Genomic DNA, 16,400 nt, shown 5'->3' with positions numbered 1-16,400 from the left:
AATAGAACTTTTTGCATAAAATTGCAATATTTTTCCTAAAAATATGCAAAAAATTGCTTACTATATATTGCAACTGGAGGTTCTTTTAAGTACCCTTACAACCATGATTGGAATTGTTGATTACAACGCTGGAAACATTACAAGTGTTGAACGCGCGCTAAAAAGTCTTGGAATTGATTTTGTGCTTTCAAAAAAGCCTGAAGAGCTGGAAAACTGCGACAAGCTGATTTTCCCGGGAGTTGGTGACGCGGCTTATGCCATGACTCAGCTCAAAGAAACCGGCTTTGATGAATTTTTGAAGCGAAAGTGTAAAGACGGGATTCCTCTTCTGGGAATCTGCCTTGGCTCTCAGATTATTTTTGACTGGAGCGAAGAGGGCGATACCAACTGTCTTGGCCTTATCAAAGGAAAAATCAAATATTTTGAATCGATTAAGGCTGGGCTTTCGCACCAAGGCTTTAAGATTCCGCAGATTGGCTGGAACAATCTTTCTGTAAAGCACGGCGGTTCTGCAATTCTAAAAGATGTAAAAGAAGGCGCAGATTTTTATTTTGTCCATTCATACGTAATCTGTCCGGAAGACGAAAATGTAATCAAGGCAAGTGCAGACTACGGAATAGAAGTTCCGGCTGTAATTCAGAGCGGAAACATTTATGCCTGTCAGTTCCACCCGGAAAAATCGGGAGAGGAAGGTTTAAAGATACTTAAAAACTTCTGTACGATGTAAACGGGGGCGTTGCGGGGGCTTCCCCCGCTTGAAGGGGTAGCGTAAGACTGCGAAGCAGGCTGAAGCGAGGGGGAGACTTCCCCCTCCTGGGAGATTGAAATGTTAAAAAAAAGAATAATTGTATGTCTTGATGTAAAGGACGGACGCACAACTAAGGGCGTTAAGTTTCAGAATAATATTGATATTGGTGACCCGGTAGAAATGGCGGCAGAATACTACCGTCAGGGTGTAGACGAGCTTGTTTTTTATGACATTATTGCTTCTGCGCGGGGACGAGGGCCGATTCTTGATTTGATTTCCCGCGTTGCTTCGGAAGTTTTTATTCCTTTCTGCGTTGGCGGCGGCATTGGTACAATAGAAGATATCCGTTCGACAATTCTTGCAGGGGCAGAAAAAGTAAGCTTGAACTCGCAGGCGGTAAAACATCCTGAACTGATTACAGAGGGTGCCCGCATTTTTGGAAACCAGTGCATTGTACTGGGAATGGATGTTAGACGCGACCCTACAAAACCAAGCGGATTCGGGACAACCATAAACGGCGGCCGTGTAGATACAGGACTTGATGCTCTTGAATGGGCAAAAAGAGGTGTTGAACTTGGCGCCGGAGAAATCGTTTTGAACTCGATGGATGCGGACGGTACAAAAAACGGCTACGATATTGAATTAACAAGATTGATTGCAGAAAACGTTGCCGTTCCGGTTATCGCAAGCGGTGGCGGCGGAACACCTCAGCACATGGCAGACGTTCTAAAAGAAGGAAAGGCTGATGCTGCCCTTATTGCAACTATGGTTCATTCAGGCGCTTACACAGTAAGCGGAATTAAGGAAGAACTTGATAAACTTGGCGTTCCGGTGAGAAAGTAATTATGAACGATAAATTAAATGCAGCTTTGAATGCTGGAGTAGATTGCGAAAGCACAAAGGCAACTACCGATGCATTCACATATTTTTTTAAGACAATTCAGACTTTGCGTGCGGCTGGCGGCTGCCCCTGGGACAGGGAACAGACTCCCCTTTCTATGCGTCGTGATTTAATAGAAGAAACCTTTGAGGCTGTAGACGCAATCAGCCAGAATGACGCTGAACACGCAAAAGAAGAACTTGGCGACGTATTCTTAAATGCTTCTATGATTTCCTACATGTACGAGCAGGAAGGAAGCTTTAAGGTTGCAGAAGTTCTTACAGAGCTTGCAGACAAGCTTATCCGCCGTCATCCTCACGTTTTTCCTCAGAGTGAAGGTAAAAGTGAAGCAAAGGGAGCTGTAAAATCATCTGATGAAGTTTTGAACCAGTGGGACAGAATCAAGCAGAATGTTGAAGGCCGCAAGGGAGATTCAATCCTTGACGAAGTGCCAGAAGGCTTCCCTCCAATTTTGCGTGCTTACAAGCTTCAGAAAAAAGCTGCAAAAAAGGGTTTTGACTGGGACACTCCGGAACTGGTTGAAGAAAAGATTGAAGAAGAATACGGCGAAGTAAAAGAAGCAAAAGAAATCCTTCGTAAAGAGCAGGCTGCCGCAGGTGCAAAGGGAAATCCAGCAGGCTCATCTTCTTCTGCACAGAAAAGTCCTGAAGCCTTTACAGTGCGCGCTCCAGAAAGCCTGAACAAAGCACAACTTCATCTTGAAGAAGAAATTGGTGATTTACTCTTTGCCGTAATCAATTATGCAAGAAAACTTGGCGTAGATCCAGAAACTGCCCTGACCCGCACAAATCAGAAGTTCTACCGCCGTTTTACCTACGTAGAAAAAAAGATGGCAGAAAACAATATTCCTATGGATCACGCGCATCTTAAAGAAGCAGACGAATTCTGGAACGAAGCCAAGTCTAAAGAAAATTAAGTACAACTTAAGTATTTTCAGTATTACTTAAGTTGTAAAGAATTTTGTTTTTTTGTATAATGCCGTCATGGCAAAAATTCAGATGAAAAATGCCATCGCAGAGCTCGATGGCGACGAAATGACTCGTGTTTTATGGAAAGTGATTAAGGATGAACTTCTTACTCCCTTTGTAGACTTAAAGACAGAATACTACGACCTGGGCTTAAAAAGCCGCGATGATTCGGACGACAAAATTACTTACGAAGCTGCCGCCGCAATCAAACGCCTTCACGTTGGCGTAAAATGTGCCACAATCACCTCTAATCAGGCACGCGTAGAAGAATATCATCTTAAACAGCTCACACCGTCTCCAAACGGAATTATCCGCGCTGAACTTGACGGAACTGTTTTCCGCGAGCCGATTTTTGTCAATAACGTTCACGGAACTGTAAGCTGCTGGAAAAAGCCTATCGTTCTTGGCCGCCACGCATACGGCGACGTTTACAAAAACACAGAAATCAAAACTCCATGCGCCGGAAAAGCTGAACTTGTATTTACAGGTGCAGACGGAAAAGAAATCCGCAAGCTGATTAAAGATATGCCAGGCCCTGGAATCATTCAGGGAATCCACAACCTTGATGACTCTATCGAAAGCTTTGCCCGCTGCTGTCTTACATACGCCCTTGACCGCAAAATCAGCGTATGGTTTGGAGCAAAAGACACAATCTCTAAAACTTACGACGGAAACTTCAAGGCAATCTTCAACCGCGTTTATGAAGAAGAATTCAAAGCTAAGTTCGAAGCTGCCGGAATCGAATATTTCTACACATTGATTGACGACGCTGTAGCCCGTGTTATGAGAAGCGAAGGTGGCTTTATGTGGGCAACGAAGAACTACGACGGCGACGTTATGTCCGACATGATTGCTTCTGCCTGCGGTTCCCTTGCCATGATGACATCAGTTCTTGTCAGCCCGGACGGAAACTTTGAATACGAAGCAAGCCACGGAACTGTTCAGAAGCACTACTACCGCTACCTTAAGGGAGAAAAAACTTCTACAAACCCTGTAGCGACAATTTTTGCCTGGACAGGAGCCCTTGCAAAACGCGGCGAAATGGACGGAACTCCAGAGCTTGTTGATTTTGCAAAGAAACTTGAAAAAGCAACACTCGGAACAATCGAAGAAGGCTACATGACAGGCGACATCGCCCGCATCGCAGAGCCAGCTGCTAAGAAAGTATTAAACTCTTGGGAGTATATAGCCGCTATACGTGAGCGACTAGAAAAACTTCTTTAATTGAATAGCCACAGATAAACACAGATGACGAGAGGATAATTTCTTAGCATCTCGTCAAACGCGTTTGTCAAGGCTTTAAGCAAAGCGTGCCTTGACAAATGCGTATAGGACACAGATAAAAAAACATCTGTGTTCATCTGCGTCCCATCTGTGGCTATTTTTAACGATATCTTTCCATTCCTTCTATAACACGTTCCTGCACAACCTGCGCAAGCTGAATGGAAGTCATTCCCTTATAATCTTCATAGTAAAAAGGCTTTAAGAAAACAACCTTAGTTTTTACCGGCCTCAGGGAATTAATTTCAAAAGGCTTATAAGAATCAATTACAACAACTGGAACAATCGGAGCCTTTGGTTTTGTTGCACACTTAAAAGCACCCGGCTTAAACTCAGAAATTGTATTATGATTGTGGTTATAGCCGCCCTCAGGAAAAACAATATACTTGCGGCCGGCCTTAACCTCCTCAGAAACGCGGTTAATAGCCGCAATTTGAGTCTTAATGCTGGAACGATCAATGCCAATTCCCCGGATAATGCTTAAAAATTCCTTCATAATCGGAAGTTTTGAGCGTTTTTTATCCATTAAAATTGTGCAGGGAGCTTCATGCCCGTAAATAATTCCCACAGCATCGTATTTGCCCTGATGGTTAGAATACATGACGTATCCACCCTCAGTGGGAAGATTTTCCCGCCCTATTACCTCGGTAGAAATTCTTCCCCTTTTCATAATCTTCAATAGAGTCTTCTTGGCAATTTTATAGCAGAATTTTTCTGATAAAACCCTGCGGAAAATGCGGATAACCCAGCTGGTGAAAATAAAACTGAAAATTGAAGGTAATGAAACAATTACGATGAACCACAGTCGAAGCAAGATTAAACTCCCAAATATAATCAACTTATGTAAAAATCAATTCGCGGGTCCCAGCGACGGCGAAAATCAAGGTATCACCCCGTCCGCGGTCCCCACTTAATTTCCGCCTGCGTCCCACGAATTGATTTTTACTTATGACAGATTTTCTTTTCACATTCCTTATAAATAGCGCTAGTCTTTTCAGCCACATCAGCAGGGATTTCCTTAATATTTGGGTCGCCTGCCAGGTTGTTAGCCTTGAGCCAGTCGCGTACAAACTGCTTGTCGTAGCTTGCAGGGCTTCCACCAACTTCATATTTGCTCAAATCCCAGAAGCGGCTGCTGTCAGGAGTAAGAACTTCGTCAGCAAGAACAAGCTCGCCATTTTCATCAAGACCAAACTCAAACTTAGTATCAGCAATGATGATTCCGTTCTTGTAAGCGTGCTCGTAGCATTTTTTGTAAACAGCAATTGCAGTCTTTTCAATTTTAGAACCAAGATCTTCGCCAAGGTCGTCCTTCATGTACTGGCAGGTAACGTTAATATCGTGACCTTCCTTAGCCTTAGTAGAAGGAGTACAGATAGGTTCAGCAAGCTTTTCAGCCTCTTTATATTCTTTATCAAACTTGTGACCAAGGAAAGGCTCGCCCTTCTTGTAAGCCTCGTACATAGAACCAAACATATAACCGCGAACGATAACTTCATAAGGAATCATCTTGAGCTTCTTTACAAGAATAGTGCGTCCTTCATATTCAGGCTTCTGGAATTCAGCAGGCATATCCTTCAAATCAGAAGAAATCATGTGATTTTTTACAATGTCACCAGTGTACTCAAACCAGAAGTTAGAAAGCGCATTCAAAACCTTGCCCTTGTCCTTAATCAAAGTAGGCAGAATTACATCAAATGCACTAAGACGGTCAGTAGTAACAATAACCATGCGTCCGTCTTCCAGATCATAAACTTCGCGAACTTTACCAGAAATAATTTTTTTCATAATTTCTTCCTTTTTTCGTTATATAATATTTTTGAACACAAGTCCAAAACGTTTACAAATTACATCATACTCATTTTCATCTTTTTTTTCAGTAAAACCGGTGATGAATAATTCAGGGGTGGGGAAAGCCTTCCCCTCGCTCCCAAGTCCTCGCTGCGCTGCGGTCTTGTCCGCTACCCCTTCGCCTAGGGGCTCCGCCCCTAAAACCCCGGAAAGCTCCAGCGCATGATTCACAACTCCTTCCTTTGAGTCCACAACCTTAATGGAAGGGCCGCAAACCTCCTGAATCTCAGAAGCAATATTTAAAAAATGAGTACAGCCTAAAATAATAACGTCACAGTCTTCCTTTCGGAAAAAATCAACCGCTGGAGCGACCGCAGCCAGAATCTGCCCTTTGCCGGCAGTAAAGCTTTCGTGTTCAATAAAGGAAATCAAATCTGCATCGCCCCGGCAAATAAGAGTGCAGTCAGATGCAAAATCCGCCTTCAGTTTCTGGTTATATGGATGATTTACAGTTGAATTAGTTGCCAGAAGCCCGATACGGCGTTTTTTAGAAAAGCTTGCCGCAAGCTTAATGGCAGGAACAGTGCCCACAAAATTAACGCCGGGAAAAGCCTTTCTTACCGCATCAAGGGCATTAACGCTCATAGTGTTACAGGCAATAACGATTGTATTGGGATTAAATTTGGAAATTATTTTTTGGCAGATAGAAAGGACACTTGAGATAATCTCTTCAGAAGATTTCTGTCCGTATGGAAAATTCTTTGTGTCGGCAACATAGATACAGGTCGCTGACGGACATTTTTCACGCAAAAAATTCATATAAGGAATTCCGCCAGTGCCTGAATCAAGAAAGGCAAAATCAACAGACATCATAACCTCCGAACTTTTCGCTATTATATTAGTATAATAGCGAAAATCAGAGATTTACGCAAACTGCAGGCCATTTCCGTCAGAAGCCGCACTTACCTTTATAGCAGAGTCTTCGCTGAACTTTCCGGCAAGCAGTTCCTTTGCAAGCTGGTTTTCAACGTAAGTCTGAATGGCACGCTTTACAGGACGGGCACCCATACTTGGATCGTAGCCTTTTTCTGCCAGGAAGTTTACAGCGCTGTCATCAAAACTTAAAGTAATCCTGCGGTCTGCAAGGCGGGCAGCAACCCGTTCCAGCTGATTGCGGACAATACCAGTAATATGCTCTTTTCCAAGCTGACCAAACATTACAATTTCATCAATTCGGTTCAAAAACTCTGGTCGGAAAGTTTTCTTCAAAAGTATATCAATGGAAGGTCTCAGAGCATTCAGCTTTTCCTGACTGTCTGCTTCAAGAATCAGATCACTTCCCAAGTTACTTGTCATGATGATGATAGTGTTTTTAAAGTCTACTACTCTTCCCTGTCCGTCTGTCAAACGGCCATCATCAAGCACCTGCAAAAGCACGTTGAAAACATCTGGATGAGCCTTTTCTACCTCATCAAAGAGGATTACGCTGTAAGGACGGCGGCGGACAGCCTCTGTAAGCTGACCACCTTCATCATAGCCGACGTATCCCGGAGGCGCTCCAATAAGACGGGTCACACTGAATTTTTCCATGTACTCGCTCATATCAATTCGGGTCAAAGCCTTTTCATCATTAAAGAGGAAGTCAGCAAGAGTTTTTGCAAGCTCAGTTTTACCAACACCTGTTGGTCCTATAAACATAAAGCTTCCAAGAGGACGGTTAGGATCATTAAGACCGCTGCGGTTACGGCGGATTGCGTCACTTACCACCTGCACTGCCTCGTTCTGACCGATTACGCGCTTGTGAAGTACGTTTTCAAGCTCCAGATACTTCTGCTTTTCCCCTGTCATCATCTTTGCAACAGGGATTCCGCTCCAGCTGCTTACAACCTTTGCAATGTCTTCTTCTGTTACGCTCTGGCGCAGCAGGCTGTCACTTCCGCTGTCTTTTCGAGCTGCCTCAGCCTGCAAAGCTTCGTCCAGCTGTTTTTCCAGAGACGGAATAATGCTGTATTTGTATTCAGCGGCCTTTTCAAGATTACCTTCGCGGGTAAACTTTTCTTCACTGAATTTTGCCTGTTCAATCTGCTCTTTAAGGTCGCGGGACTTATTAATAGAAGTTTTTTCATTCTGCCACTGCAGCTTCATTGCATCGCGTTCAGAAGTGATTTCAGAAAGCTCTTTTTCCAGTTTAGAAAGACGCTCTTTAGAAGCGGCATCATCTTCCTTGCTTAGAGACTGTTTTTCAATCTGAAGCTGCAGAATCTTTCTCTCCAGGCGGTCAAGCTCAACCGGCTGGCTTTCAATTTCCATCTTAAGACGGCTGGCAGCTTCATCAACAAGGTCAATTGCCTTATCAGGCAAAAAGCGGGATGTGATATAGCGGTTAGAAAGAGTTGCAGCGGCAACAAGAGCCTCATCTTCAATGCGGACACCGTGATGAATTTCGTACTTGTCGCGCAGACCTCGCAAAATGGCGATTGTATCTTCCACTGTTGGCTCGGCGCAGTAAACCTGCTGGAAACGGCGTTCCAGAGCGGCATCTTTTTCTATGTACTTGCGGTATTCGTCAAGTGTAGTCGCACCAATGGCACGAAGTTCACCACGTGCAAGGGCCGGCTTCAAAAGGTTAGATGCATCCATACTTCCTTCGCTTGCACCCGCTCCTACCAGAGTATGAAGTTCATCAATAAAGAGAATTATCTGACCTTCTGATTTCTGAACTTCAGTAATCAAAGCCTTAAGTCGCTCTTCAAACTCACCGCGGAATTTTGCACCTGCAACAAGGCTTCCCAAATCAAGGGCAAGAAGACGCTTGTTTTTCAAGGATTCCGGCACATCTTCGCTGGCAATTCGGCGGGCAAGGCCTTCTACAATGGCAGTTTTACCGACACCAGGCTCACCAATGATTACCGGATTATTTTTTGTTCGGCGGCAAAGCACCTGCATTACACGACGGATTTCTTCATCACGACCGATTACCGGGTCAATCTTATCCTGGCGGGCAAGAGCTGTAAGGTCGCGGCAGTATTTTTCAAGAGACCGGGTTTTACTTTCAGGATCCTGCGAATCAACAGTCTGATTTCCGCGGACAGATTTAAGGCTTTCAATAATTGCCTTATGGGTAATTCCACTATTTTTAAGGAATAGACCTGCCTCTCCATCACTCTGGCTCATGGCAAGAAGAATATGCTCTGTAGAAAGGTACTGATCTTTCAGGGCAGACATCTCTCCTTCTGCCTTGGCAAGTATTTTCTGCATTTCATTAGAAAGATAAACCTGGGCAGCTCCGCTCACCTTTGGAGCAGAGGAAATTGTATCTTTAAGTTTCTTTGCAAGCTCGTAAGAAGGAATACCGATTCTGTCAATTATCGGAGCAACAAGTCCGTCCTTCTGTTCAATAAGGGCAAGCAGAACATGAAGACCTGTGATTTCTGAACTGTCGTTTTTTAAAGCGATGCTGGAAGCTTCCTGCAAAGCCTCCTGAGATTTTATTGTAAATTTTTCGTAATCCATAAACAAAAACCTCCGTTATCATTTTTAATTATCACAATTAAAATAATAACGGAGGCTTATTTTCGGCAAGTTTTTTCTTGCTTAATTAGATTTCGCCATCTTCACTCTGACCGAATTCACATACTGCTTTTGCAATCTTTGCAAACTCAATCTGTTCAAGTGTTTTTTTATTCTTTTTGTAAAGTTTTATTTCACCGGTGCCAGAAAAACCTTCTATAAGATTCATAACTTTTCGTTCCCCTTCAGGAAGTTCCAGAAGCCTGTTATACAAATCCTTTACATCACAATAAATATCAACATCAATTACGTAAGTTTTATTATGAACGCTCACAGACCAGTGAAGTTTATCTTCATCCTCGCTGCCTTCAGGACTCTGAATACAGTCCCAAACGCAGGAATATTTATTTTTTCCCGAATCGGCAGTCAGACAGATTTCATTACCTTCAAAAGTTCCCAAAAAGCTTACGCGGTTATTAAATTCCCCCTGAACCGAAAAACTTGAATCAAACAAAAGTTTTCCGGAAATATTGCTGGTAAGATTGCTGGAAGAAATATGGAACCATCTGGCAGGAAAATTCTTTCCAATGTAGCGGTCTGTATAACCATAGGAATGTTTTTCATCAATAATATAGGTAATTCCGTCAAAAATCATTGAGCCGGAAAACTTTGCAAGACAGCCGCAGGGAAACCATAAAGATTTATTTCCTTTATAGCCTTCAATAAAGCTTGTCTTCAACTGATATTCAATATTCCACTTAGAATAACCTGCCGCACACAAATATTCAGGATGCTCTTTTACTTCACTTTCAGTCAGCTCTACTTCCCCGGAAATATGACCTTCATCAAAAAAGCATTTTCCCACACGAAGCTGAAAGGGGTTACTTTTTACAATGCAGTCATGCTGGGAATGATAGTGGCAAAGCTGTTTTGACTCTTTTCCAACCATTCCGACCCGGACAGAACAATATGACGGCCGGACAATTGCTTCAGTTTCAAGATTATGGGCAGAAGCGGTCCCGGCAAGTACATACTGTAAATCATCTTCAGAAATTTTTACACGAGGCTTAAAGCCCAGAAGAGGATTAGAAGGCGACAAAGCAGGATTTACAGCTTCGAATTCGATAAAAAAAGATTTCTCCACACCTGAATGTTCTTCTATGGCTGTAAAAATAAAGCGCCACCAGTTTATGCCTGTTCTTTTTTTAGGATTCTTAAAACCCCTTTTGATGTAATTTATTGTTTTAACGTTATTGGCCATTTAAAAAACAATCCTTATTCTACTTACTCAATTAATTTTCGGTAAAATAAGGATTTTTATAAAGTAAAAAAAAGAAATTGTATAAAAATCAGTTAGAAAACTTACGGAATCATTCTTCCGATAGCCTTGTTCAATTCTTCCTGCTCTTTAGGGAAGTTATCATTCAAATATTCAAAGCACTGAACAGCAGCCTTCTGAGCATGCTCATACCAGATCTGATAAAGTTCTGTCTTTATATCTTCTCCAGGGAAAGGAGCACCCTGCACATCAGAAACCAAACCTCTGAGCATTTTTACACATTCCAAAACCTTTTTATCCATATATTGCCTCACAATAAAAAATCGTTATCACTTTTACCTAAAACATTATACCTATATTTGAATTACTTTTCCACAAAAATCTTTTGATTTATCGCAAATTACAAACTTTCGGCAGTTTTTACTGTATTCCAAAAGCCTTTCTGCAGCCTTATGAACGTCTTCAGGGGTAACTGAAAGAGTCTGCTCCAGGCGTTTTTGAATCATATCCGCTGTAGTTCCAAACAAGAAGCGGTTAAAGCCCCTCACTCCCCTCTGACTCGGACTGTCCGGAACAATTTCATCACTGTAACTTGAAATTATACAGCATTCAACTTCTTCTTCTGAAAATTCTTTTTTACAAGCCTCTTCAAGCGATTCAATAAAGAGCTCCAGAGATTTAAAAGGAGTAGGATCCCGCCAGCTCATCATGGCAAAAATCTTATCAGAAGCATCCGGCGCACAGGAACCTCCGTAGGCACCGCCTGTCATGCGGATTTTTTCCCAGAGAAGATGTCCGTTAAGCCAGGTTGAAAGAATATCTTCAGCAGCGGCTTCTTTTGTAAGCCAGATTGTACATGGAAAATACATTGCAGAAAATCCTGACTGAGTTTTTACCTTAATTACTTCAGTTTTTTCTTCCGGCTGGCACTGATAAATATATGGAAAATAATCCTTAAGTTCATAGCCGGCACTAGGCTTAAGTTTTTTCAGCCCTGTATTTTTTGCAAAGGCAGGCAGCAGTTTTTCAACTTCAGAAAGAGATTCTGTATCAGCAGTAACGTGAAGTACGCTGCCCTGATCCAAAATTGATTCATATAGCGCCTTGTATTTTTTCAAAAGGTCAGGAACCTGTTTTTTGGTGTAGGAATTTATATGGAAATACTGGCTCACACCGTAAAAAAGCTCGTTCATGGCAGAAGCTTTATTAAAGAAACTTCTTCCCCGCAAAGAAAGATAGTGATTTGCGTGATGAACAAAGTTAGATTTTTTATCAAGCTGATTTTCACTGAGAATTGTCTTAAGGCGTTTTGCGTCATCAAAAGACATTTTTGAAACAATCTCGCTCAAAAGCTCAAGACTTTCCTTTGTTTTATGAGACAAAAACTTGGCAGAAATACTGATCCAGCTGCGGCCGGCGATATTTTTATTCTTGTAGCTTGCTGCATTTTTACGGCTGTCCTCAGAATCAGGCAGTTCCCCGATAATCGTACGGGTTCCAACGTCTCCCATAATGCAGGCCATCTGGGCCGTACACTCGTCCCACTTTTTACCGTTCCAGCCAAGGTCGGTAAGGGAATCAATCATAAGAGGAAGGTCTTTAAAATCAGAAGGGGCAATATTATCAATAGGAAAAGCCACATCCACATAGACAATTCCGTTTGTATTTTCATCACTGAAAACTACAGGAATAGAGCCGTCCAGCCCCTCCACTTCTGAAACTCGTGTCTGAATGTGATTCAAATCCGCCTTAAGTTCAGAAACCTTTAAGTGAGGAATGCAGGAAAGTTCTTCAGGACTTTCAACCCGAGACTGATAGGCATGAAGTTTTTCAAGCTCAGTCTTTAAGGAAGCCTTATCAAGTGTCTTTTCAAATTTTTCAAGAAGCTGGGCTTCCCGTCCATTACGCTCTTCAAAATATTCTTTAGAAGGTTCAACAATCACATCCGCATGAAGGGAATTATCTATAAAATATTTTTTTATCAGATTCTTTGTGTAAGAAGGGTCTGAGGCAATCTGCTTTTTGATTTTTTCAAAATCGCTTATAGGCGAAAGATGAAGCTTTGGCTCAAATCCGTTTGTCCAGCCGGAAAGGGCCTTACTCATAAGCACGATGGAATAAGGGCCAAAGTGGCGGCCAACTTCACGAAGATTAAAATCAATTCCCATAATGGCAGAATTAACATCAGCCTCTGAAACTCCATTTTCGTAAATTGTCTCAAGGGCAGATTTTATGAGATCAAAGACCTTATTTTCATTTCCCTTTTTAACTCCGCTAAGGCCGTATGCCATAAAATTATTCTGGTGAACATAGCCGAAATTTCCGCAGACGGGAGCCAGATCATCACCAAGATCAGATTCCTGCAGGATTTTAGAAAGCGGAGAACTGTCGTTTCCGGAAAGCACTTCGGCAAGATATGTTTTTTCTATGTCAGACTCGCCGGTATACCAGGCAGTACAGACCATTGAGCCGGTAGCACCATTGTCCGGGGCCGTATAAGTTTTGCAGACAGATTCTGTAAGCGGCGGGGTTTTCTGAATGGCTCGGATTTCGTCATTTATAAAAGGCCTTGCTGCGCGAAGGTCCGGGATATTTGCAGGGGGATATGAGGCTTCAAGGCGCGGGATATATTTTTCTGCAATAAAATCCAGTTGAACTTCTGTTGGAATATTTCCGTATAAAAACAAAAGGCAGTTAGAAGGAGAATAAAACTTTTTGTGGAATTCCAGCCAGTTTTCATAAGTAAGATTTGGGATTTCCAGAGGATCACCGCCGCTTTCGTAGCAGTAAATTGAATCGGGATACATTGTATCTATCATGCGGTCAATGCATACCTGATTAAAATCAGAAAAACGGGCCTTCATTTCATTATAAACAATGCCCTGAACCGAAAGCCTGTCATTTTCATCCATTTCCACACGCCAGCCTTCCTGCTCAAAAGTCTGACGGCTTAATTTTGGAAAGAAAACGGCATCAGCATAAACATCCATAAGATTAAAATAATCAGACTGAATTAAAGAAGCAGCCGGATAGCTTGTTTTATCAGGATAGGTCATTGCATTCAAAAAGGATTTGACGCTCTGATTTTCAAGAGTTGTAAAAGGCTCTTTCAGCGGAAACTTTTCTGAACCGCAGAGAACAGAATGTTCCATAATGTGGGCGGCGCCATAAGAATTTTTTGCAAGGGTACGGAAATTAAAAGAAAAAAGATTTTCTTCATCATCATTTATGATATGGTAAACTTCCAGTCCTGTAGTTTTGTGGCGCAGGTAAAGTCCCACAGCCTTAAAATCATGTAAATCATCAATGCTTACAACAGTAAAATTTTTATACTCGGCTCCGACCTTGTATTTTTCGTAGAATTTCATAGTAAGTAATTTCCATCAATTAAATAAATTTATCTTCGTTACGGTCTTTTATGATTAAGTTTCCTGTTTCAAATTCATTACGCAGGCGGGCAACAAAGAGATTTGTAATGCGGTCAACATCACTCTTACGCATAGGTTTTAAAATTTCACTCTGGGCACGAACCTCATTTCGGCGGCCGGCAGAAATATTGGAAAGGATTTTTTCACAAAAATCATTATCTTTGCCCGCAATAAGATAGGCAATGTCAACTTCAGTAAGATTTCTAAGCTCCTGCTGAACAAACTTGTCGTCGGCATTTATAACGTCTTCGTAGGTGAAAAGTCTCTGCTTCAAGTCCTCTCCAAGATCCGGATCATTTTCAGAAAGTTCTCCCAAAATCTCGCTTTCGGTCTGTAAATCCATCTTTTTGAGAATCTGGGCAAGGGCTGCACGTCCGTCGATTGTTTCAGCCCGCTCTACAACCTGATTTTCTGCCTTTTCGTGAAGAGCCTGACTTACCCGGCGGATAATATCAGGACTAACTGCCTGCATTTTTGCAAGCCGCATAACAACTTCGCGCTTTTCCTCCGCCGTCATCTGATTAATAACCTTTGCAGATTTTTCAGGAGCCAGGAAAGAAAGCACCATAGACTGAACGCCGACGTTTTCATCCTTAATCAAAAGGTAAAGACGCTGCTCATCAAAATCATTCAGATATTCAAAAGGTTTTTCTCCGTCAAACTGAACGGCATTCTGCAGCATCTGATCTGCTTTTTCCTTACCGTAAGCACGTTCCAGCATTTCACGGGCAGTTTCAATTCCACCACTTGATTTTGCCTGAGTCAGAAGCTCATTGAATTCCGCAAGAATTACAGAAGCCTCATCCTTGTTTACAGTGCGGATAGAAGCAATTTCCGGAATAATCCGCTCAATCTGCTTTTCATTAAGATGAGGAAGGATTTTTGCAGCTTCATCTTCCCCAATTAAAAGAAGAAACTTTGCAACCCGGCGGTAAACAGAATCTTTCTGGCCGTCCTTTGGCTCGCCGGGAACCTTTATAAGTCCGCCCTTTTTAAGATAGGCAGCTGCATCATCAAGTATTTTAGAATTTTCAGAAGCAGAAAGTTTTTTCCCGGTAAGAGGTCTGCTTTCAAAGACAGGTGCAGACTGAGGGGAAATTACAGTTTCAGATGCAGGAGTCCTTTCTTTAGCGGGTGAAATTCCTGCAGGAGTTTTTACAAAAGAAGCCGGCGTAAAAGCTTTTACGTTTGGAGTCCTTACAGGCTCATCATCTTTTGCGCTTTTAATTTTAGGAGGCACAAATGATTTTACATTCTTAGGCTGACTTTCAGACTTTTCAGCTTCCGATTTAATAAAAGTTTTTGGAATAAAAGGCTGAACGTTTTTTGCATCGTTTTCAACTTTTCCAAGATTTTCTTTTTTTCCGTAAGCCATAGCCCGTAAATCATTCATGTTCATAAAATCATTTTACAATAAAAAAAACGCGACCGCAAGGCGACCGCGTTTTGTAAGTGCCCGATAAAGGGCACCAAATCCAAACGAAAGTATAGACTAACGTTTTGAGAACTGGAATCTGCGACGAGCTCCCTTCTGACCGTACTTCTTGCGTTCAACCATACGAGAATCGCGAGTAAGGTATCCGTTAGCTTTAAGAGCTGTACGAGCATCTGGATCAATCTGAACCAATGCGCGAGAGATTCCGTGCAAGCAAGCTGCTGCCTGACCGTTCATACCGCCACCCTGTACGTTGATAAGGATGTCGTATTTACCGTCATTTGAAGTTACCAGCAATGGCTGGCGAACAACCTGAAGCTGTTCCAATGAATCAAAATATTCTTTAACGTCTTTACCGTTTACTACAATTTTTCCAGAACCGTCACGAACAAATACGCGTGCAACAGCTGTCTTTCTTCTTCCTGTACCGATTGCAATATTCTTAACCATGATTATCTCCTAGCCTTAAAGTTCGATTGCTTCTGGTTTCTGAGCTGCATGTGGATGCTCTGCACCAGCGTAGATTTTTACATTGTCCATAAGTTTACGGCCAAGACGATTATGTGGAAGCATACCAGCAACTGCCAAAGCGATTGGGTCTGTAGGATGTTTTTCCATCAATTTTTCAAATGTATGAGCGCGAAGTCCGCCAACAAAACCTGTGTGGTGGTAGTAAATCTTTTTCTGTTCTTTACCGCCAGTTACAGCAACTTTGTCAGCATTGATGATTACTACGTAATCTCCCATATTCTGGTTCTTTGTAAATGTTACTTTGTTCTTTCCACGAGCAATTGCAGCAGCTTTTGCAGCAACGCGACCAAGTGGTTTTCCGGCTGCATCAATAACATACCATTTGCGAGCCTGTTCACTTTCCTTAACGAAAATTGTATTCATGATAATACCTTGAAAATAATAAAGTTTATCTTGCAGTTTCAGAACCTTTGCATCGTGTTCTAAACCTGCGAAAACCAGAATGAGCAGTTCCGATTTTCATACGGGGTAAGATAATATAACAAATTTAAGATTTTTAATCAATAGGAGGGAAAAGCCTTTCCCTAC

14 protein-coding genes are annotated in these 16,400 nt (G+C 42.1%); 4 read left to right on the top strand and 10 right to left on the bottom strand.

The window, feature by feature from the left end; translation table 11 throughout:
* Window positions 1–43: 43 nt before the first annotated feature.
* From hisH to MSI_RS08270, 4 genes are all read left to right on the top strand, one after another.
* On the top strand, window positions 44–727 hold the full coding sequence (hisH, locus tag MSI_RS08285) for an imidazole glycerol phosphate synthase subunit HisH (protein ID WP_009105749.1): 684 nt from the start codon (window positions 44–46) through the stop codon (window positions 725–727).
* Between the two features lie 99 nt (window positions 728–826).
* Window positions 827–1,591, top strand: a complete 765-nt coding sequence (hisF, locus tag MSI_RS08280) for an imidazole glycerol phosphate synthase subunit HisF (RefSeq protein ID WP_009105748.1) — start codon at window positions 827–829, stop codon at window positions 1,589–1,591.
* Window positions 1,592–1,593: 2 nt separating this feature from the next.
* On the top strand, window positions 1,594–2,565 hold the full coding sequence (locus MSI_RS08275) for a YabN family protein (RefSeq protein WP_009105747.1): 972 nt from the start codon (window positions 1,594–1,596) through the stop codon (window positions 2,563–2,565).
* A gap of 67 nt (window positions 2,566–2,632) precedes the next feature.
* The gene (locus tag MSI_RS08270; protein WP_009105746.1) at window positions 2,633–3,841 is read left to right on the top strand and encodes an NADP-dependent isocitrate dehydrogenase; all 1,209 of its coding nucleotides are present in this window, start codon (window positions 2,633–2,635) and stop codon (window positions 3,839–3,841) included.
* 160 nt (window positions 3,842–4,001) lie between these two features.
* On the opposite strand, the gene MSI_RS08265 is transcribed toward MSI_RS08270, so the two are convergent.
* From MSI_RS08265 to rplM, 10 genes are all read right to left on the bottom strand, one after another.
* Entirely contained in the window at window positions 4,002–4,712 is a 711-nt protein-coding gene (locus MSI_RS08265) for a 1-acyl-sn-glycerol-3-phosphate acyltransferase (protein ID WP_009105745.1), read from the bottom strand.
* Window positions 4,713–4,840: 128 nt separating this feature from the next.
* A complete protein-coding gene (locus MSI_RS08260; RefSeq protein ID WP_009105744.1) occupies window positions 4,841–5,686 on the bottom strand; it encodes a phosphoribosylaminoimidazolesuccinocarboxamide synthase in 846 nt (281 codons plus the stop codon).
* An 18-nt stretch (window positions 5,687–5,704) separates the two neighbouring features.
* Window positions 5,705–6,562, bottom strand: a complete 858-nt coding sequence (gene murI, locus MSI_RS08255; protein WP_081481373.1) for a glutamate racemase — start codon at window positions 6,560–6,562, stop codon at window positions 5,705–5,707.
* A 51-nt stretch (window positions 6,563–6,613) separates the two neighbouring features.
* Window positions 6,614–9,202, bottom strand: a complete 2,589-nt coding sequence (gene clpB, locus MSI_RS08250; RefSeq protein ID WP_009105742.1) for an ATP-dependent chaperone ClpB — start codon at window positions 9,200–9,202, stop codon at window positions 6,614–6,616.
* A gap of 85 nt (window positions 9,203–9,287) precedes the next feature.
* Complete coding sequence (locus tag MSI_RS08245; RefSeq protein WP_009105741.1) at window positions 9,288–10,460, bottom strand: hypothetical protein; 1,173 nt, start codon at window positions 10,458–10,460, stop codon at window positions 9,288–9,290.
* A gap of 101 nt (window positions 10,461–10,561) precedes the next feature.
* Window positions 10,562–10,780 (bottom strand): hypothetical protein, encoded by a 219-nt coding sequence (locus MSI_RS08240; protein ID WP_009105739.1) that lies wholly within the window; start codon window positions 10,778–10,780, stop codon window positions 10,562–10,564.
* A 51-nt stretch (window positions 10,781–10,831) separates the two neighbouring features.
* Complete coding sequence (locus tag MSI_RS08235; RefSeq protein WP_009105738.1) at window positions 10,832–13,846, bottom strand: insulinase family protein; 3,015 nt, start codon at window positions 13,844–13,846, stop codon at window positions 10,832–10,834.
* 19 nt (window positions 13,847–13,865) lie between these two features.
* Entirely contained in the window at window positions 13,866–15,305 is a 1,440-nt protein-coding gene (locus MSI_RS08230) for a flagellar motor switch protein FliG (RefSeq protein ID WP_009105736.1), read from the bottom strand.
* A gap of 93 nt (window positions 15,306–15,398) precedes the next feature.
* Window positions 15,399–15,791, bottom strand: a complete 393-nt coding sequence (gene rpsI, locus MSI_RS08225) for a 30S ribosomal protein S9 (RefSeq protein ID WP_009105733.1) — start codon at window positions 15,789–15,791, stop codon at window positions 15,399–15,401.
* Window positions 15,792–15,806: 15 nt separating this feature from the next.
* Window positions 15,807–16,235, bottom strand: a complete 429-nt coding sequence (gene rplM, locus MSI_RS08220; RefSeq protein WP_009105730.1) for a 50S ribosomal protein L13 — start codon at window positions 16,233–16,235, stop codon at window positions 15,807–15,809.
* Window positions 16,236–16,400: the final 165 nt, after the last annotated feature.

The organism is Treponema sp. JC4 (assembly GCF_000260795.1).
GTDB lineage: Bacteria > Spirochaetota > Spirochaetia > Treponematales > Treponemataceae > Treponema_D.
This window is presented reverse-complemented; position numbering and strand designations above follow the sequence as displayed.